Annotated in this window: 16 protein-coding genes; 13 read left to right on the forward strand and 3 right to left on the reverse strand. The window is 48.1% G+C overall.

The window, feature by feature from the left end:
* Window positions 1–107 precede the first annotated feature (107 nt).
* On the forward strand, window positions 108–1073 hold the full coding sequence (locus tag HGH90_RS16000) for an aldo/keto reductase (RefSeq protein WP_247679820.1): 966 nt from the start codon (window positions 108–110) through the stop codon (window positions 1071–1073).
* A 42-nt stretch (window positions 1074–1115) separates the two neighbouring features.
* Complete coding sequence (locus HGH90_RS16005) at window positions 1116–1922, forward strand: helix-turn-helix domain-containing protein (RefSeq protein ID WP_168763011.1); 807 nt, start codon at window positions 1116–1118, stop codon at window positions 1920–1922.
* A gap of 180 nt (window positions 1923–2102) precedes the next feature.
* Here the strand turns inward: HGH90_RS16005 and HGH90_RS16010 are convergent, their stop codons facing one another.
* A complete protein-coding gene (locus HGH90_RS16010) occupies window positions 2103–2633 on the reverse strand; it encodes a hypothetical protein (RefSeq protein ID WP_169191526.1) in 531 nt (176 codons plus the stop codon).
* A 297-nt stretch (window positions 2634–2930) separates the two neighbouring features.
* Here HGH90_RS16010 and HGH90_RS16015 point away from each other — a divergent pair, with 297 nt between their 5' ends.
* The 6 genes from HGH90_RS16015 to HGH90_RS16040 all read left to right on the forward strand — a co-directional run bounded on the left by HGH90_RS16015 (window position 2931) and on the right by HGH90_RS16040 (window position 9772).
* A complete protein-coding gene (locus tag HGH90_RS16015; RefSeq protein WP_168763012.1) occupies window positions 2931–3305 on the forward strand; it encodes a hypothetical protein in 375 nt (124 codons plus the stop codon).
* Window positions 3306–3450: 145 nt separating this feature from the next.
* On the forward strand, window positions 3451–4269 hold the full coding sequence (locus HGH90_RS16020; RefSeq protein ID WP_169191527.1) for an MbnP family protein: 819 nt from the start codon (window positions 3451–3453) through the stop codon (window positions 4267–4269).
* Between the two features lie 5 nt (window positions 4270–4274).
* Complete coding sequence (locus HGH90_RS16025) at window positions 4275–5315, forward strand: cytochrome-c peroxidase (protein WP_169191528.1); 1041 nt, start codon at window positions 4275–4277, stop codon at window positions 5313–5315.
* A gap of 70 nt (window positions 5316–5385) precedes the next feature.
* The gene (locus HGH90_RS16030; RefSeq protein WP_169191529.1) at window positions 5386–6309 is read left to right on the forward strand and encodes a transporter; all 924 of its coding nucleotides are present in this window, start codon (window positions 5386–5388) and stop codon (window positions 6307–6309) included.
* 11 nt (window positions 6310–6320) lie between these two features.
* Window positions 6321–7160, forward strand: coding sequence for a helix-turn-helix domain-containing protein (locus tag HGH90_RS16035; RefSeq protein WP_169191530.1), 840 nt, complete (start codon window positions 6321–6323; stop codon window positions 7158–7160).
* A gap of 86 nt (window positions 7161–7246) precedes the next feature.
* Window positions 7247–9772, forward strand: a complete 2526-nt coding sequence (locus HGH90_RS16040) for a phosphocholine-specific phospholipase C (RefSeq protein ID WP_168763017.1) — start codon at window positions 7247–7249, stop codon at window positions 9770–9772.
* A gap of 85 nt (window positions 9773–9857) precedes the next feature.
* On the opposite strand, the gene pafA is transcribed toward HGH90_RS16040, so the two are convergent.
* Complete coding sequence (gene pafA, locus HGH90_RS16045) at window positions 9858–11498, reverse strand: alkaline phosphatase PafA (RefSeq protein ID WP_248277022.1); 1641 nt, start codon at window positions 11496–11498, stop codon at window positions 9858–9860.
* Between the two features lie 275 nt (window positions 11499–11773).
* On the opposite strand from pafA, the gene HGH90_RS16050 reads away from it, so the two are divergent.
* The 3 genes from HGH90_RS16050 to HGH90_RS16060 are packed head-to-tail and all read left to right on the forward strand — an operon-like array spanning window position 11774 to window position 17542.
* Window positions 11774–12994 (forward strand): WG repeat-containing protein, encoded by a 1221-nt coding sequence (locus HGH90_RS16050; RefSeq protein WP_168763018.1) that lies wholly within the window; start codon window positions 11774–11776, stop codon window positions 12992–12994.
* A complete protein-coding gene (locus HGH90_RS16055) occupies window positions 12991–15297 on the forward strand; it encodes a WG repeat-containing protein (protein ID WP_169191531.1) in 2307 nt (768 codons plus the stop codon). Before HGH90_RS16050 ends, HGH90_RS16055 begins: the two co-directional genes overlap by 4 nt.
* Window positions 15287–17542: a WG repeat-containing protein gene (locus HGH90_RS16060; RefSeq protein WP_169191532.1), complete on the forward strand. Its 2256-nt coding sequence runs from the start codon at window positions 15287–15289 to the stop codon at window positions 17540–17542. The genes HGH90_RS16055 and HGH90_RS16060 overlap by 11 nt, the downstream gene beginning before the upstream one ends.
* An 86-nt stretch (window positions 17543–17628) precedes the next feature.
* Here the strand turns inward: HGH90_RS16060 and HGH90_RS16065 are convergent, their stop codons facing one another.
* On the reverse strand, window positions 17629–19248 hold the full coding sequence (locus tag HGH90_RS16065) for an ABC-F family ATP-binding cassette domain-containing protein (RefSeq protein WP_169191533.1): 1620 nt from the start codon (window positions 19246–19248) through the stop codon (window positions 17629–17631).
* Between the two features lie 318 nt (window positions 19249–19566).
* On the opposite strand from HGH90_RS16065, the gene HGH90_RS16070 reads away from it, so the two are divergent.
* Window positions 19567–20088, forward strand: a complete 522-nt coding sequence (locus HGH90_RS16070) for an RNA polymerase sigma factor (RefSeq protein WP_169191534.1) — start codon at window positions 19567–19569, stop codon at window positions 20086–20088.
* On the forward strand, window positions 20069–20326 hold the full coding sequence (locus HGH90_RS16075; protein WP_169191535.1) for a hypothetical protein: 258 nt from the start codon (window positions 20069–20071) through the stop codon (window positions 20324–20326). Before HGH90_RS16070 ends, HGH90_RS16075 begins: the two co-directional genes overlap by 20 nt.
* The last annotated feature ends 5 nt before the right edge of the window (window positions 20327–20331 follow it).

Below are 20331 nucleotides of genomic sequence, written 5' to 3' on the forward strand. Positions count from 1 at the left end.
GTTCAATTTTAAAAGGTGAGCCATACAGACAAGTAAATTGAGCCGTCGAAGAAAGCGGCTATCCGTTACAAAAACAGACCTTTACATCATTAATCAATAAAATAATAATGATGACAACCATAGCTTTAGGTAACAATGGACCATTAGTATCCAAACTCGGATTAGGCTGTATGCGCATGTCCTCCATTTGGGGCGGGGCAACAAACGATGAAAATGAAAGTATCGCCACTATTCAAATGGCCTTAGATAGCGGTATTAATTTTTTAAATACGGGCGACTTTTATGGCGCTGGTCACAATGAACTGTTGGTGGGTAAAGCCATCAAAGGTAGAAGGGATGATGCTTTTATAAGTGTTAAGTTTGGCGCCATCTTTTACGGGGGCAAAATGCTGGGCCTGGACCTGCGCCCGGTAGCCATTAGGAACTTTATTAATTATTCCCTGGTACGCTTGGGAGTAGACACCATTGACCTTTATCAGCCCTGCCGGCTCGATGGCAGCGTTCCCATAGAAGACGTCATCGGAACGGTTGCCGACCTCATTAAAGAAGGGAAGGTGCGCTATCTCGGCGTTTCAGAAATAACATCGGAGCAACTGCGCCAGGCAAACAGTATTTACCCGGTATCGGCATTGGAAATAGGCTACTCATTGGCAGACCGGCAGATTGAAAACGACCTGCTCCCAACGGCCAAAGAACTGGGCATAGGCGTGGTAGCATTTGCTAATACAGCCGAAGGGCTATTGACAGGAGAAATGAATGCACCGCTTCCGGCAAATGATTACCACCTTCATTTCTCCCGTTTTCAGGGAGAGAACCTGGTAAGTAACCTGGAAAAGGTAGATATGTTAAAGCAAATGGCCAGCGAGAAAGGATATACGCCTACACAACTGGCCATTGCCTGGGTAAATGCTCAAGGTGGTCATATTATGCCGCTGGTAAGCATGAGCAGGAGATCGAGGTTGCCGGAAAACATACAGGCGATGGAGATTACATTTACCCCAGAGGAAATGAACCGGCTCAATACCCACTTTTCACAGGGAGCCATACTGGGCGGTACCTACCTGCAGCGGTAATAACACTGCTCTTAAATCTCCGCTGTTTTATATCTTTATGTAATGATAAATCCAGTTGATATCGTTCCGGGAGTCATCTTTTTCTCTTACCTCTCTGCCGAGAGAAAGGAAAAGGTGGCCTTCCTGGAGCATAAGACCCTGGTGATGCAGGTGTCAGGGCGGTTTACATTGGAAACCGCCAACCAGAGCATTTCCATGGAAGGTGGCGGCATGTTGTTGATTCAAAAAAATCAATTGGGAGAAATTATCAAGACGCCGCTCGAAGGGAAGCCATATCAAACCATTGTGATTCGCCTGCAGGAAGACCTACTCAGGAAAATCGCCCTGGAAGAGCAAATAGAAATAGGGGAGAAATACACCGGCGCTCCCAATATTCATATTCCCGGAAACGTGTTTTTAGAAGCTTTTTTTCAATCGCTGCTGCCCTATGTACAACATCCGGGAGAAAAGATAACGCATACCGTAGGCATGTTAAAAGTGAAAGAGGCAGTATATCTCCTGCTAAACGCCATGCCAGCACTCAAAGCGTTCTTATTCGATTTTTCGGAGCCTTATAAGATAGACCTGGAGAAATTCATGGTGAGCAATTTCCACTACAACATTCCCGTGGAAAAGTTCGCCCACCTTACCGGGAGGAGCCTTGCAGGCTTTAAGCGCGACTTTCAGAAAATATTTGAAATGCCACCCCGGCAGTGGTTATTGGAAAAAAGACTGGCAGAAGCCCGGCATCTTATTGAGAAAAAGAAAAAAAAGCCATCGGCTATTTATCTCGACTTGGGCTTTGAAAGCCTCTCTCATTTCTCACATTCTTTTAAGAAAAAATTCGGGAAAGCACCAACGGCAGGTTAAGTCCATTATCGGCTGGTAAGTAGGACTATGCCTTGGGATTTTTAGTATTCGTTTTTTTTGCGGTAGTCCAAAATAGATTCAGTTTAGTATTATCTTCCATCATCTGTTTTAGTCTTTCCGCTGGAGATTTAGAGAGCCAGATTTTTAGCTGCATCTCTTTTATATGAGACGGAGTATCAGTCATCTTTTGATAAGATTAAAAGTGTCTAAATTCAATTTATCGATCCAGCTGTTTGTATATATCCAGTCAAGTCCTTCTATTTCGGTAAGAAGCCTAATATCTTCCATTTGTAATGCCGACTGTATTGTCTGAATCCATATAAGTTTTGAAATAAGTAAATCTTCGGCGGAAACAATATAGATGATTTGTCCATAGAAATCTATCTGTGTTCTCCTGCTAAATTCTACTTGCCTGAATGGTTCATCCTTCAAAACAACAAAATCCGCTTTAAATCCCGAAGCATGATCTATAATATTAAACATGCTTTGATGCTTTATCGCATCTTTTATCGCGTCTTTATCACAATAATATCCATCTTCAAAATTGGCAATGAAACGATCAACATCTTTATGCCCAATATGCACAATAAAATCAAAATCCCGGGTGGCTCTGGGAACGACGTATAAACTCATTGCCACGCTCCCTGAAAGCATATAGGGGATATTGAGTGTATGAAGTACGGATATTATTTTTTCAAAAAAAGAAACCATAAGTAGTTACAAGTTACGTAAACTCATTAACATTACAAATGTAATGTTAATAATAGATTTATTATGAATTAATATAATTATCTGGATGATTTGTATGCAAAGATATTTATCTAAATACCAGTTAGATTTATATCTAACTGGAGGTTCCTAATAGAAAGAACGATTGAAAACAATAGCCTGATAATTTAAATATTTATCCCGTTTATCGCAGGTATATCAATCGCACAAAATGTAATTTTGCGCAGCAATGGATTTTAGTAATACCTTTGCGCTGACTTTAACTCATTTACCAGTAGCATGCGGAAACAACTCATAACGGTCTTTTTAATGCTGATCTGGCTTTGCCAGCTCTCAGACCGTTATTTTGTAATGCTCGACTTTTACCTGAACCAGGAATATATTGCAAAGAACCTATGCGTTAACCGCAATAAGCCCGCTATGCATTGTAACGGTAAATGTCATCTCAGTAAAAAGTTAAAGGAAGAAGATAAACGCGACCAGGATAATCCCGAGCGCAAAGATCATCGCAGCGAAATCTTCTATGCGGCCTGGCTGGAACCCACTTCGCTGACTGCCGCCGTAACCGCCAACATCGCTCACTATCCGCATCCCTATTGTATAGGCACACCCATTGACCAGCCTGATACTATATTCCATCCACCTGCCGCATAATTATCCAACTATTATTGATCCGTTAATTTAACTGGTACCCCCGTACCAACTTGATCGTTATTGCCTTTATCCTTCGCGTGTATGCACGGGAAGCGGCATCCTATTGTTTATTCATCACAGCAACCTATTGCTGCAATAACCTGTTATGCATCCATTTAAACATACCATATACGGCGCCATGGTGGTGCTGCTCAGCTTTACCGCTTGTAAAAAAGAAGACATTAAACCGGAAACATCCACCGATGCCAAAGCCGTTTTATCGATACAGTTTGATAATATTGCGGGCGACCGGAACCTGCAACTCAACACCGGCGTATATACCAATGCTGCCGGCGAAAGCTTCAACATCTCCCTGTTACAGTATTTTATCAGCAACATCAAGGTCACCAACAGCAGCGGCCAGGAGTTCGTAGTACCCGCCGACAGCAGCTATTTCCTGGTAAGTGAAGCCAATGCGGCCTCCCAGTTTGTAAAAGTAAAAGTGCCGGAAGGCGACTATCAATCCCTGTCCTTTGTGCTGGGGGTAGACAGCCTCCGGAGCACAATGGACATCAGTCGCAGAACAGGTGTACTGGACCCTTCCGGCGGCATGGGCGATGGCATGTACTGGGGCTGGAACAGTGGTTACATCTTCTTTAAAATGGAGGGAGAGTCGGCCGCTGCACCGGCAGATCCCAGCGGCCAGCATAAGTTCCGGTATCACATAGGCGGATTTGGCGGCTATAGCGCACCTACGCTGAATAATATCAAACGGATTATGATAGACCTGCGCGCCGGTGGCATCGCCAAAGTAAGACAAGGCCGCGAAGCCAATGTCCACCTCATGGCAGATATCCTCAAAGTGTTTAACGGTACCCGGACAATCAGCATCGCTGCCAATCCTACGGTGATGTTCAGTGATTTCAGCATCCAGGTAGCCAATAACTATACGCAGTTGTTTCACCACGATCATACGGAAAACTAACGGGCATGAATAAACTGCAATGGCTGATCATAACCGGTATAGTGTTATTTCTTTTTGCCTGTAGTAAAAGCGAGCAGCTGGCGGCCATCTTTGAAGGCTTCCATCAGCCGGCAGGATTCCCTGCGCCGGCCTACAAGTTCGCCAATAACCCGGTTACCAAAGAAGGATTTGAGCTGGGCAGGAAACTATTTTATGAGCCGCGGCTCTCCCGGAATAATACCATTTCCTGCGGCTTCTGTCACCTCCAGGCATCGGCGTTTACACATCACGGGCATGATGTGAGTCATGGGATCGACGACCGCCTCGGTAGCCGCAATTCCCCGCCCATTATGAACCTGGCCTGGAATACTACGCTGATGTGGGATGGAGGCGTATTTGACCTGGACTTGCAACCGATAGCCCCCATCACCAACCCGGTAGAAATGGATGAAACCATGGACAATGTATTGCAGAAACTACGGAACACGCCTCCTTACCCGGCGCTGTTCCAGCGGGCGTTTGGCAGTACCGATATTACCACAGCACGTATGATGAAGGCATTGTCGCAGTTTATGGTGATGCTGGTGAGCGACCAGTCGAAATACGATAGTGTTATGCGTAAAGAGGGGTCCACTTTTACCGATGCCGAGCAACAGGGGTACGCTATTTATCGCCGCCATTGCAGCAGCTGTCACCAGGAGCCGCTGTTTACGGATCAGTCTTTCCGTAACAACGGCCTGGGCGCCGGTCCCAACAATGATCGGGGGCGCTACGACATTACCCTGAACCCAGACGATCAATATAAGTTTAAAGTGCCCAGTTTGCGTAACCTGGCCTATACGGCCCCTTACATGCATGATGGCCGCTTTTATACGCTGCCTGCCGTGCTGCGGCACTACACCTCCGAAGTACGGGAGATGCCCACCCTGGACCCCTTGCTGAAACAAGGCGGGCATACCGGGTTCTCACTGACTGCTACCGAGCAGGAACAATTGCTGGCCTTTCTCCAAACCCTGAACGACAAGAAATTCGTGAGTGATGCCCGATTCTCGGAAGAGGCGCCATAAAGAAGCAGGGCGTAAAGCGTAAAGCAGAAGACTGAAAGCTGTTGAAACGAATGACCAAAATGATGACACCATGAAAAAGATCAGTATACTCTGTATAATATTACTAAGCAGTTATGCTACCAGCGCCTGCGATATCTGTGGCTGTGGCGTGGGCAGCTATTATATTGGATTGCTCCCCGATTTTAAACAGCGTTTTATAGGACTGCGTTACCAGCATAAAACCATGCGTTCCCACCTGGGGCCGGGAGGTACTACTTCCTATCTCACTACGCAGGAAACCTACCAGACGGCAGAACTATGGGGCGGCTGGAATATAGGCCGTCGCTTTCGTGTGTTGGGATTTGTACCGGTAAACATCAACAGCCGGGAAAACCAGGGCGTTACCACCAGTAAATCCGGTTGGGGCGATGTGGCGGCGGTTGGTTATTACCAGTTGCTGGATAAGCAGCATACCACTGGCAGGGGACAGCTTATGGTACAATCGCTTTGGATAGGTGGCGGCGTGAAACTACCTACTGGTCGCTATGAACCGGCAGAGCGCAAAGAAAATGAAGAGGCACCCAACAACTTTCAGCTGGGTACCGCCAGCACCGATTTTACGCTCAACGCCGCATACGATGTCCGCCTGATGGACGTAGGTATCAATACCAATGTCAGCTATAAGCTGAATACGACCAATAAGTACGACTACCGCTATGGTAATAAGTTTACGGCCAACGTGCTGGCATACTACAAAATCCGTATAGCCGACAAGGTAAGCCTGGCGCCCAATGCAGGCGTCCTGTATGAAACAGCAGCGAAAGACAAGGAAGGGGGAAAATTTACGGTAGATATGTCCGGCGGATATTCGCTGCTGGCCACTGTGGGTATGGAAGCCACTATCGGGAAAATATCCGCCGGCGTAAACTTTCAGCCGGTGATATCCCAACAGCTGGCGGACCTGCGCGTGAAAGCAGGTAGCCGGGCCATGGTACACCTCACTTATTTGTTCTGAGTATGCTGCATATGAAAACGGACGGAATCCCCGTGTTGACAATTAATGACAATCATTTTTTCTGGACGGGTAATGCTGCTGCATTCCGTGCTTTGTATCCACAAGCACAGGAGCCGCAACGGCTGGGTTGCTACCTGTTACTATGCGCCGATCCATCAGGAGGGCAGGTTACCATAGATAATAGCGAGGTGCGGCTGGACCAGTCCGGCATTATTTGTATCAAACCCAATAGCGTGGTCAGTATACAGCTGCACGCCGGAAGTGTGATATGTTTTACGGAAGACTTTTTCTCCCTGCGATACAACAGCAATGTATTGTACCAGTTTTCTTTCCTGGCCAAAGAACCGGGTAGCTTTATTCCGCTGCAAGCGCCAACGCTGGCCAAATGGCAGCAGCTCACAGGCTTGATGCAACAGGAATTTTATTCGCAGTATAAAGGAGTCGACAGGGTACTTCGTTCTTACCTGAATATTTTACTCTGTATGCTGGACCAATGTTGCAGTACGGAAGCACTTGCGGAGAAGAATAATAGCCGCGACGAAAAGATCAGGTCATTTGAGCAGCTGTTGGAAATACATTATAAAGTATATAAGACACCATCATTTTATGCTTCGCAATTACATATCACCACCAACTACCTGAATAAATTATGTCAGCAGTGCAAACATACTTCCAGCGGTGAACTGATACGAAAAAGAGTAACAATAGAAGCGCAGCGCCTGCTATATCATACGGGATTGTCGGTGGCTGAAATTGCGGATAGGCTGGGGTTCGAGAGTGCATCTTACTTTGCCACCTTCTTTAAAAAGAATACCGGCATCCCGCCGGAACGCTTCAGAAAACGTGAATAGTGAGAATGCCGTTGCAATCATTGAGAATGTTTTATATTTTGTTGCATCGAACAGTGTAAAAAAATACTTCATCAACAGAACTATCTATGGATTCACGCAGAGACTTTCTCAAGCAATCATTATTGTTATCGGGGGCAGCTGGACTATCCACGATGATACCCGCTTCCATACAAAAGGCATTGGCAATAGACCCCGCTCCGGGCAGTACTTTCCTGGATGCGGAGCATATCGTTATCTTGATGCAGGAAAACCGTTCTTTCGACCATTGCTTTGGCTCCCTGCAGGGCGTTCGCGGATTCAATGACCCCAGGGCCAACAACCAACCCAACCAGCACCCGGTTTGGTTTCAAACCAATGAACATGGGGATACCTATGCACCCTTCCGCTTGAATATCCGCGACACCAAAGCTACCTGGATGGGAGATTTACCACACTCACGGCCCAGCCAGGTAGATGCGTATAACCGTGGCCGTTACGACAAATGGCTCATTGCCAAAAGGCCCGGCAATCGCGAATATACAGGCATGCCGCTAACGATGGGCTATTATACCCGCGAAGACCTGCCATTCAACTACGCTATGGCCGACGCCTTTACGGTATGCGATCAGCATTTTTGTTCCGCGATGACCAGCACTACGCCCAACCGCTCTTTTTTCTGGACGGGTAAAATTATACATCCGGAAGATGGGATACCTAAAGCGCATATCCGGAACGACGATTATAGCTACGGTAAGTTACCCTGGAAAACATTCCCGGAACTACTGGAGGAAAATAAAGTGCCATGGAAATTTTATCAAAATGAAATCAGCTGTGGAGGAGGGTTTAAAGGAGAAGAAAGAGCCTGGCTGGCCAATTTCGGTTGTAACCTGCTGGAGTTTTTTGCCGCTTATAATGTAAAGTTTTCCGAACGCTATATCAATGGACTCCTGAAACAGGTGGATACATTGCCGGATGAAATCAACAAGTTACAGGAAGCCAGTCCCTCTTCTGATGAAGCGGCGGCCAAAATCCGCACAGATATTGCCAAAAAACAGGCGGTGCTGGACAATGCTACCCGAGAGCTGGCAAAATGGAATAAAGAGAGCTATGCAAAATTAACTCCCTATCAGCAATCGCTTTACCAGCGTGCGTTTGTGGTTAATAGTGCCGATCCTTCCTACAGGAAAGTTACCCAGGTAACTTACCAGGATGGCGCTACGGAAAGAGAAATTACCGTACCTGCCGGCGATGTACTGCACCAGTTCCGCGCGGATGTCAACAGCGGCAAACTGCCGATGGTATCCTGGCTGGCTGGTCCCCAGAATTTTTCTGACCATCCCAGTGCACCCTGGTACGGTGCCTGGTATGTATCGGAAATACTGGATATCCTCACACAAAATCCGGAGGTATGGAAGAAAACCATCTTCATTGTAACTTACGATGAAAATGATGGTTACTTTGATCACGTAGTACCGTTTTCTATTTGTGATAATAATAACCCAGGCACCGGTAAATGTTCCGCTGGTATCGATACAGAAGTGGAACAGGTAAGACTGGCCCATGAATTAAAACAAGGCGTGAGCGAAAAGCAGGCCCGTGAAGCACCGGTAGGGTTAGGCTTCCGGGTACCGCTGATGATTGCTTCTCCCTGGAGCCGGGGCGGAAAGGTCTGCTCCCAGGTCTTTGAACATACCTCAACGTTACAATTCCTCGAAACGTTTATCAACAAGAAGCTGCATAAGCAGGTGCACCTGGATAACATCAGCCAGTGGCGACGCACTATCAGCGGGGATCTTACCTCCGTATTCAGTCCTTTCAACAGTTCTACACCCGACAAACAAATCTATCTCAATCAACGCAGGGTGGTAGAAAATATCAATAACGCAAAATTTAAAGAGGTACCCACCGGGTTTAAAAAGGTAAGCGGGGAAGATATTGCCGCTTTTAAACGCAATCAGGCGCCGGGTTTAGGGCAACAGGAGCGAGGTACCCGCCCTTCCTGCGCATTACCTTACGAGCTGTTGGCAGATGGGCAGTGGCAGCAGGAACAGCTGGTACTGAAAATGCAGGCAGGCAAACGTTTCTTTGGTAGCGATGCGATGGGGGCGCCTTTCCGGGTGTATACGTCTTTGCCTTATACAGATGCGCAATCCGGGCAGACGGAAAATGGCCGTAGCTGGGCATTTGCAGTCGCTGCCGGGGATACGCTCACTTATGAGTGGCCGGTGAAAGCATTTGCCGACGGGCATTATCACCTCCATCTCCATGGCCCCAACGGCTTTTACAGGGAATTTGCCGGTACTGCCAGTCACCCGCAGCTCGAGCTGCAACTGGACTATGATACTACCGGGAAGTTAACTACCAAACCTACCGGAAATGTAGTATTGCGTATAGCCAACAACGGTAGTGCAGCCCGCGATATTACCATTACAGATAATGCCTATGGCGCCAGAAACATCCAGCGAAGGGTGGATGCCGGCAAAACATTGGAGCTGCTGCTGCCGTTACAAAAAAGCAAGGGCTGGTATGATTTCTCGGTAACGGTCAATGGCGCCGATACGTTCCTTCAGCGCTATGCCGGCCGGGTAGAAACAGGGAAAGAAGGTATTACAGATCCGTTTATGGGAGCCTAAAGCAGAAAGCTATTGAGGCGAATGACCAATGCGATTTACAAGTGTTCGCAAAGATCATTCGCCTCAATAGCTTTCTGCTTTAAGCTTACTGCAACACTTCTTTCACCGGCTTACCCACGCATCCGCTGGGCATTTGTATATGCAGCATTGCGGCCAGGGTAGCGGCAATATCTGTCATATGCACGGTTTCGTTGGTAGCGCCATGTTTTATATGCCAGCCCATAAATACAAGCGGAATATGAATATCAAAAGGATTCCAGTTACCATGGGTAGTACCTTTCAGGGAACCTTCAAACCATCCTGGCTCAGGGATCACGATCACAGGGCCAGTACGTTTGCGGTTGTAGCCGTTGATGGCCATAGATTGAATAGGCTCTGGCAACGGGTTTACGCCTGCGTTATCCAGGTCGGCTGCAAACTGGATACCGGGCTGCGCTTCGAAGTATTGAATGGTAGCCTGTTTGATGGCGTTGTAGTCCAGTTTGTTGGCAGCGATCTTGGCTTTGTCGTAGCTAACATGGTAATTCATGAAGGAAGTAGCCAGTTTGCCGATGCCGAAACGCTGTGTCAGCGCGCTATCCAGGCCAGTGAGTAATTTACGTTCCTCTACCTGCCCGGCGGGAAGGTTGTGCTCCTGCATAAACTTAATAGCATGTGCAGCGCCATGGTCGGCGGTGAGAAATACCAGGTAGTTACCTTTGCCTACTTTTTTGTCGAGATAACTAAAGAAGGCCGACAGGTCTTTATCCAGGCGCAGGTAAGTATCTTCTACCTCGATGGCATTAGGACCATACTTATGGCCTACGTAGTCGGTAGAAGCGCAGTTGATCGCCAGGAAATCGGTCGCATCACCGTTACCCAGGTCATATCCGTCTACGGCTGCCTTGGCAAAGTCCAGGGTAAGCGTGTTTCCGAAAGGCGTGGATCTCAGGATACCCGGATCTGTCTTGTAGGCTTCTTTCAGGCTGTGCGGAAATACCGGTGCTTTTTCTCCCGGAAAAGTTCCTTCCCAGGCAACGTCGTCTGCTGAACTTTGTGTGTAGCTATTAATAGGATAGAGCGGCTTCCATGGTTTAGACATCAGGTCCTGTGGTTCTTTGCGGTCATTGAAACGCTTTACCCAGGACGGAAGTTCGTTCATATAATAGGTGCTGGTAATAAAGCTGCCATTGCTGTCATCGAGCCAGAAGGCGCCGGTGGGCGTATGCCCGGCAGGCAGGATAGAGGCGCGGTCTTTCAGGGATACGCCCACTACCTTAGAGCGGAAATTGGTGGCAAATCGCAGTTCATCGGTTATGGTGGAGGCTAGCAGGTTACGTGGCGACATCTTGCCCGCATTGCTGTTGCTGCCTACGCCTGTTACAATAGTATCTTCGGTGCAATACCAGGTTTTGCCGGTCAGCTGATCAGGCCAGTCGTTGCCTGTAATACCATGAATCGCAGGAACGCTACCGGTATATACAGTACTGTGCCCTACGGCCGTATAAGATGGAAGGTGACTAATAAATGTGTTCTCGCAGGAAAACCCTTCGCCCAACATACGTTTGAAACCACCCTGCTCATAACGGTCGTAATACCGGTATAAATAATCCCAACGCATTTGGTCCACTACAATACCTACAATCAACTTGGGCTTTTCATTGACTTGTGCTACCGCTGTTAATCCCTGTAACGCAGTGAAGGCGCCCAGGACAACAGTAGCTACTGTTTTTGTCATTCCATTCATAGTACTGATTTTTTCATTTTTTAGGTTCACACCCCAAAACGGGAATCGGCAAACGTAATAAAAAAAATAATAAAATGCAGGACTTTGGGGCGAGCGGTACTGTCGTCGTAGGAGATGTATGGCTGGAATCCTTACCGGGAGCGAACTTATAGCCGCTGTAGTTGTTTTGTAGATGTTGACGTAGATTGCTTGTAGGCTGCTAAAATTGGGGAATGAAGGGAAAGTATCTGATCTTTGCTAATAGAAACTTACTATATCCATCGTAAACAGCCCATATGCTGAGAAACTCCATATTACGTCTCCTGGTATTGTTCCTGCCCTTAGGAGTTCAGGCACAGGAACCAGTGCTGGCCTTTGTTTCGGACCAGCAGTATTCGAATATTGCCAATTTTTCCGGCGGCCTGGCCCGGGTACGTACCGATGCCAATCAGCTGTACGGATTTATTGACACCACCGGGAAACTGGCGATCCCTCTCCAGTTCGATGAAGCGGAAAGCTTCCACGATGGCCTGGCGGTGGTAGGGAAAACAACCAATGATACTATCCTGTATGGCTATATTAATGGTGCCGGCCAGCTCCAGGTACCTTACCAATTCGATGAGGCAAAAGATTTCTCCGGCAACCGCGCTGCTGTGAAAAAGAATAATACCTGGTATTACGTCGATCCGTCTGGTAAGATAGTGTTGGGGCAAGAATTTGTACGAATGGATACGGTGATAGACAAGACCTTTAATGGCGCCTTCGACCGGGTGGTTGCCGATCCCGGTTCTTTTCATAGCGGGCGTTTGCTGGTAAGGAAAGATGGCTTGTTTGGATATATAGATACCAGCGGCGTTTGGGTGATCCCTCCTGTATACCTGGCTGCGAGGGACTTCTCCGACGACCTGGCCCTGGTGGCTACCGCAGCCCCTCCCCGGGATAGCATGAAGGGCAACGATGAGCTGTCGACCTTTTATAACAGCCTGCCGGAAGGAGCGCCGGACCTGAACTGGTCGGTGATAGATCTTTCCGGTAAGGTGGTTTTCAGTGTCGATGCAGAAGAGGTAGGCGACTACGCCGATGGCCTGGCGCCCTTTTATAAGAACGGCGCCTGGGGCCTGATGAATAAAACTGGCAGACCTGTATTCATGCCACAGTTCCACGAAAAGCCCTACCGCTTTTCCGGAGGCCTGTCCGCGGTACAGGTAAATGGTACCGCCAGGGATAATAGCGACGGACACTTGTATATACTCGATACTACTGGCGCCATCCGCGCTAAAGTACCGCTCTGCGATGGCAATGGCAGCTGTGTCTACGATTCACATGTAGCATTTTCGGATGGACTGATCGCCGTAAAAAGAGGCGGCGTTATTTCCGGTTGGGGATTTATGGATGCTACCGGGAAAATGGTAATAGCCCCTCAATATGAAGAGGTAACTCCTTTCAGCGAAGGCAGGGCCGTGGTGGTCAACCGGGAAGGAGCTTTGTTAGTGATAAAAAAGCCTGATACTAAATGAGAAATTACGGAATGTTAACCCTGGCGCTCTGTATGAACGGCTTCAACGCCTATGCGCAGCAGGCGCCTGTCATCGCCGACTACCTCGGCGAGTTCGAGGGCCAGGAAGCGCCCATCATGATCCAGCACAAAAAGCAGTACCTGCACAGCTCCGGCGCTGTAGTAACGGACAAAATGGTATACTTCGGCTTTTACCGGTTAGTAGCCGGTGTGAAGAATAACGCTTACGGCGCTTTCAATGATGCCGGCAAAGTGATCGCCCCTTTTAAATACGATGAAGTGAGCCTGGAAGCAGAAGAAGACAACGCCTACCCACAAAAGAACTACAGCGTGGTGATTGTCCGGGACCACGGTAAATATGGGGCGGTAGACTCCCTGGGAAAAATGATTTGCCCGACTGTATATAACGAAATAGCTGTAATGGATCCCCATCTTCTGAAAATAAAAAAAGATGGACTATGGGGCTGGGCCAACATGAAAACGGGGCAGGTACTACAGGCGCCGCAATATGATGACGTGAATCAAAGTTACGTGCTGGAAGGCGCCGTACAAATCAGCAACGGCCGAAAAGTAGGGCTGGCAGCTGCTGATGGTCATATCCTGGTGCCGGCAGAATATGAAAGCTTCGATTTCCTGGGCTACGAAGGAAGCCCTTTCTTCGGCTATACGAAGCAGAACAAAACCGGTATCATGCACAAAAATGGAACACTGGTAACCCCGGCTATCTATGATAAATGCAGCCATGGCCCTGGTCCGGATATTTTTGCCGTTACCCAACAGGATAAAACCGGCTTTGTAAATGCGGCCGGCAAAACCCTGCTACCCCTGCAATATTCCCATGTTGAATCGCTGGGTAATTTTGTGAAGGTAGCAATCGGAGATAAAAAAGGCGTGGTGAATGCCGCCGGCCAGGAAATTATTCCCGTACAGTATGATGACATCAAATCCTTTGATGGCAGTGGAATGATTGCCGGCGTAGGCCCGGTGAGAAATGCGTATAATAACCATGGCATGGCGCCATACTTTGCTGTCACCAAAGGCGCAACAATGGGATTATTTGACAGCACGGGTAAACAAGTATTACCGTTTGCCTATTCCGATATCAATGTGGCCATTTATCATGACCAAGCCTATATCGCCGTGCAACAAGCGGGTAAAACAGGCTTACTGGATAACAAAGGCCAGCCCCTGATACCTGTGGCTTATGAAGACATACCGGTGATAGCCACCACTACCTACCTCTACAACGACGCTAATGCAGGAACCGATAAAGATGATTTCCTGCCCGTGGCCAACGATGGCCGTATCGGCTTATTTAATATAGCTATCCGCAAGGAAATATTACCGCCTGCATACGATGGAATAGAATGGCAAAACAGCCAGCTGATTTCCCTGAGAAATGGCGACACGGCTTCACTGGCTACCCGTAACGGCGCCATTATCCGCGGCGGCAAACAGTACGGCTTCTTTACCGCAGTAGACACCAACCGCATTGTGGAAAGGCGTTACGACAACAACGAATCGGTTTCCCTACTCACTGATATTACGGGCAATGTCCTGTATGCCAATTCTTATTGGGAATTTAGAGATGACCAAGCCACGAGGCTACTGATGCCGGTCAACGCCAAAAGCGATCACCCGCATTTTAACAACGGCTTGCTGAAAATATGGAACGCTTCCCGTAAAAACCTCTTTGTAGATACCAATGGAAAAGAAGTGGTGTTGGAAGGTTACAGCTTCGTGGGCGACTTTTATAATGGCCTGGCACTCGCAGGAAAAGAGGTGGCGCCAGGCCAGGAGCTATTTGGCATTATCAAGCGGAATGGCGAAATCGTTTACCCGATGACGTTAGATGATATGGCTGCTTTTAACGATAGCTTGCTGATAGTCACAAAAGGCAAGCAGGTTGGCCTGATCCGGAAAGATGGCAGTGCATTTTTACCAATTGCCTACGAAAACATCAGCGCCATTTACCAGGAGGCATTGTTTAAAGTAACGAGCAAAGAAAAGGAAGGGCTGGTGGATGCCAACGGTAAGGTGATACTGCCGCCCGTATTTGATTATATCAATTATCGAGAGAAAACCGGCTTGCTGGAGGTATCTAAAGATGGCAAAAAAGGTATCGCAGACACCAATGGCAAAATGCGGATTCCCGTGAAGTATGATGAGCTATACACTAACCGACGGGGGGATGACAGCCTGTTTCCCATCCTGGTAAAAGAAGGGAAATGGTATTTCTATCTCGATACGAATGGACGGGCTTTCCCTTATAAGTCATTAAAGAAGCAAGGATATGAAGATTAATAAATGGTTGATCAGCTGCCTGTTGCTTACGAGCCAGGCCATGGCACAACAGGCTTCCATTTTTCAGTACGGTTTCGCACGGGTTGCCGACAACAATAAAACCTGGTATATTGATCGCAAAGGCGCAAAAGCCTTCGACGAGATCATCGGATATTGGCACCCGGTAAGCGTTACGGCAGAAGGGAACCTGCAAGTAGATGAAAAAGAACAAATGTTGCTGGTACGGCAGAACGGGAAAACGGGCGCTGTCACTAACGAAGGCGAATGGCTGCTGCCACCGGTATACGACACGATATCATTGGAGTGGAAGGTCTATCTCAGCCTCTATAAAGACGGTAAAATGACTTATGCTGATACCCATGGGAAACTATTGTTACCGATGGTCTTCGACTCTGTAGGCATTCTCGATGTTCTACACTTCGATGTAAAGGAAAAGGGTAAATGGGGAGTGTACGGCGTCGCAGAAAAGCAGCTCGTGATCCCGGCAGTATACGACGCCATCGATTATTGTGGCGGCTGTGGCAGTAAAAGCGATTATGTTTTCGCCGAAAAAAATGGAAAATGGGGCGTACTTAATTTGAAAAATGAGATACTGGCGCCCTTTGAATATGAGCACAATCACTATATGATGCGCAGCGACAACTGGGTATTGTGCTTCAAAAAGAACCGGCAGGAGGTAGCACTTAATCTGGATAATAAAAAGGAATATGCGGCGCCGGAGTATACACAGATGGATGTTATTGGCAACGGCCTGCTGAAGGCAGAAAAGAATGGACATTATGGACTTATCGGCCCGAAAGGCGATGTTGTAGCCGATTTTAATTACGACGACATTGCCAGTCCTTATCCCGAATGGACCAATGGCCCTTATATCCGGCTAACAAAAAATAAAAAATCAGGTATCATCGGGGAAAATGGTCAAGTAGTGTTGCCGCTGATATATGACGGCGATATCATTTGCTACGGCAACTACTTCGTAGTACCGGTGAATGGCAATTATAACCTCCTGGATACTACGGGGAAAAAGTTGCTGGCTGTTAACTATAATGAAATTACAGACTTCGAAAACCCTTCCCGGGAACAGCTTTTCAAGTTAAAGCAGAAGGCCATATACGGATTTTATAACCCCAGCCTCCGCAAACTGGTGCCACCGGCTTTTTTCGAGATAGATGATGCGCCCTGGCAGGGCTGCCTCACCGTGTCCTACCAGGAGAAGAAAGGCGTATATAGTGCCGATGGAAGAATGCTGATCCCCATGGCTTATAAATCTTTAAACGCCCTGACATCCAGGTGGTGGACCGTGGAAAAGGCAACCGGTGTAGGGATTTGGGACGTCAAACAGCAACGGGAACTGATACCAGCCACGTTCTACAACGTAGATCTGCTGCCGGGAGACAGCACCCTGCTGCTGGCCACTAAACGCGACGTATATGTGAAAGGGTTATACAACGGGAAAGGCCAGCTGGTGCTACCATTGCGTTACTCCGGCATCATGGAAGCAGGCAACAACTTATACCTGTTGGCCAGCGACGCCAATAACAAAAGGAGTTATACCATATTCAACAGTCGCACCCTGCAACAAACGCCACTCGCATATGACGATGTAATGGTAACAGGTCAGCAGGACATACTGATTGTAACGAAGGGGAACAAAAAAGGGCTGATGCATGCCACCGGCCAGGTAATATTGCCTCCGACTTATGAAGACATTATTTACCTCAAGAACAAGGTGTTCAACTTACAGACAGTGGGAGAGGATCAAACCGTGGCCTTTGGTTATGCTGATAGTACCGGTAAGGTCATCGTGCCGCCGGTATATGCGTACTATGGCGGAGGCTATCCAGGCGTGGAAGATTCTTTGTATCTCCCCATCACTCAACGGGGAAAGGAAGATGGGCAAATGAAGTTTGGGCTGGTCGATTTCCAGGGAACAGTGGTGCTGCCGGTCATCTATGACCGCATATTGAGAGAGGAAAACGGCCGCGGATTCCTGGTGGAGGTCAACCACCAGTTTACAGTGCTAAATGCCCATGCACAGCCCGTCACAACCCAAACCTTTGACGATGTGATGATAGACCCAACGACGCCTTATACAGCTACCGTTATTTCCTATGAAAGTCCCCTGTTATGCCGTAAAGGAGATACCTACCGGTATTTGCTGGCGGATGGTACCTTCCTGCCTTTGACGGCAAAAGAAGTGATTCCGTTTGAAGCAGATCCCGCCTACGGGATACCAGCGCTGTGATGCCGGAAAAATAAATGTACGCCCGATAATAATATGCCGCAAATCTCCAAAGCCTCCGGGTAGTGGGATTTGCGGCATATTACCATTTAGACCATCGCCCATTCCCCCGAAGCCCGTAGTTCGAGATGGTGCGTCATACCAGTTTCTTTGATGAATGTGTTATCATGCGAGATCACGATCAACGTACCCTTGTAATCCGCAAAGATCTGCGTCAACACCTGGATATTATTAAGATCCAGGTTGTTGGTGGGCTCATCCAGCATGATCAGGTCGGGAGCCCGGTTTTGCAGCGTCATACAGCAAAGCGATAACCGCAACATTTCACCTCCGCTTAATACCGCGCAGGATTTATCCCAGGTATCCGGGCCAAACAGGAAGTTGACGAGCGTAGACTTGACAATAGGAGTATCCAGCTTGCGCTCATTGAATGCAAGCGCCTGGTCCAACACGGTTTTGCTGCGATCCACCAGGGAATAGTCCTGGTCCAGCAACAAGCTCTTGGTATCTGCCCGGTACAGCTGCATTGCTGGAACGACGATATGACCTAGTAGCAGTCGCATTAAGGTAGACTTGCCGCTGCCATTGGGTCCCGTAATGGACCATCGCTCGCCGCTTCTGATCGTAAAACTAAGCGGGGGCTGCCAAAGCACTTTATCCGGCGTCCAGGCATAATTGAGCGAGGTAGCGGTGAGCAGTACTTTCCCGCGATGCAGCGAAGAATCTTCGAAGTATCCTTTCAGCATCCGTTGCACCTGTATCAGTGCTGCGGCTTCTTTCCGGGCATCATGCAGCTCGCTCACCTTTTCGGCATGCACCTGCTGTAATTTGGCGGTGGAGGTTTCGCCTGCATTTCTGCGGGCATTTAGTAGTATTTTGGGTAAGCCTCCCTGCTGGCTATTTTTCCGGGCACGGGCATCGGCATGTTGCTTGCGTTCAAGGGCAATCTGCTGTTGCTTTTTGGCTTCCTTCAGGGTCTTTTCCTGGTGTGCCAGCTGCTGCTCTTTAGCAGCGGCCGCAATAGCCTTTTGTTCGACGTAAAAATCGTAGCTGCCGCCATATACGTTAATACCATTGGCCTGCAGTTCCCAGATGGGATTACATAAGCGCAACAGCTCACGGTCGTGGCTCACTAATAGCAAGGTACAATTGGTGCTGTTCACCCACTCGTACAGCTGCTCCCGCGCAGCGCGGTCCAGGTGATTGGTGGGCTCATCCAGTAACACCACCTGTGGCTGAAAGATATCAATGCCCGAAAGAAACAGGCGCGTTTTCTGCCCCCCGCTCAGGGTCGACAGCAGCTGGTCAGGGCTGAGTGCCCCAATGCCCCATTTCTCGAAGGCTGTTTGATAACGGGCTGCAATGTCCCAGTCATTTTCCAGTAAATCGTACAGTTCCTGGCGGGTATCGCCATTTTCAATGGCCTGTAACGCTTCCAGTAAAGGCGCAATGCCACAGGCAGCCGCAACAGACAGGTGATCGAAGTGACCAAAATGCTGCGGTACATAATACAGGCGCTTACTAACATGGATAGTACCGCTATAGGCGGTTTCCTGCCCGGCAATAATGCGTAATAAGGTCGATTTCCCTGCGCCATTATTCCCGACAATCGCTGCCTTTTCGTTTTTATGCAGTGAAAAGTAGATGTCCTGGAATAAGGATTGGCCCGTAGGCAGTGTATAGCTGATATCTTGTGCGTGGATAAGCATGTGAAATTGTCGTGTTGAATAGGTCTGTAGAATAAATGTCCTGTGGCCGGGCAGCGAAGCGGTGCTGCGAAAAATGGTGAAGTTTCATATCAGAAAATTTTAATGAAAAAATGCAGCGCATGAGGGTACATGCCGTATGTCTAAGTCGATAAAATAAATAGAAATAAAAAAAGAACACGCCGGACGGCATGTTAACAGGTGAAACCTGGAGTGTGTATGTGGGTTACGATCACATGAGAAGGCAAAGGTAAAAAAAAATCTTAAATTTTAGGGTGATTTTTACCGGTTTACAGACACTAGTATATAAAAACACCTGCTATGCGCCATCGGGACGATCAATGGCTGAAAGAAATATACAGGAATGTCTTTCCACGGGTAGCCGCAATGGTACGCCGGATGGGAGGAAACCTGGATATGGCCAAAGACATTTTCCAGGATGCAGTAATCATCTACCTGGAAAAACAACAGCAACATATATTACCTGACCAGGTGCCGGCAATGGCCTACCTGGTGGGTATTGCGAGGATATGCTGTATCCGGAAACTAAAAAGTGAAGGAGGGCATATCTCCCTGGAACAGATACCGGAGGAAATGGCAATTCCGGCGGACTATTACGTCCCTGCACCCGTACAGCGCCCACTGCTCGACTACATAAAGGCTACCGGTAAGCGCTGCCTGGAGCTGCTGCGTGCTTTTTATTATGACGATCTGTCCATATCAGAAATCGCCAGCGACTTCCAATTTAAAAATCCTCATGCAGTGAGTGTACAGAAATACAAATGCCTGGAAAAAGTACGCACACAACTTCAACAAATGGATTATGCGGAAACAGTTAGCTGATACCCGGGAAATTGAACAATACCTGCAACAGCAGATGCCGGCGGCTTCCCGCTTGCTGTTCCAGGTCCGCATGTTACTGGAGCCGTCACTAAAGGAAAAAGTACAGGCACAGCGTAAAGTGTTGCAATTAGTGCGCTGGCTGGGCCGGGAGGAGAAAAAAAGGCAGCTCGACCACGTGTTCGGGCAACTCATGCAAGACGAAACTTTCCATCATACCATCACCACTATTTTTAAATAACGATT

This window comes from Chitinophaga sp. Ak27, from assembly GCF_012726295.1.
Classification (GTDB): Bacteria; Bacteroidota; Bacteroidia; order Chitinophagales; family Chitinophagaceae; genus Chitinophaga.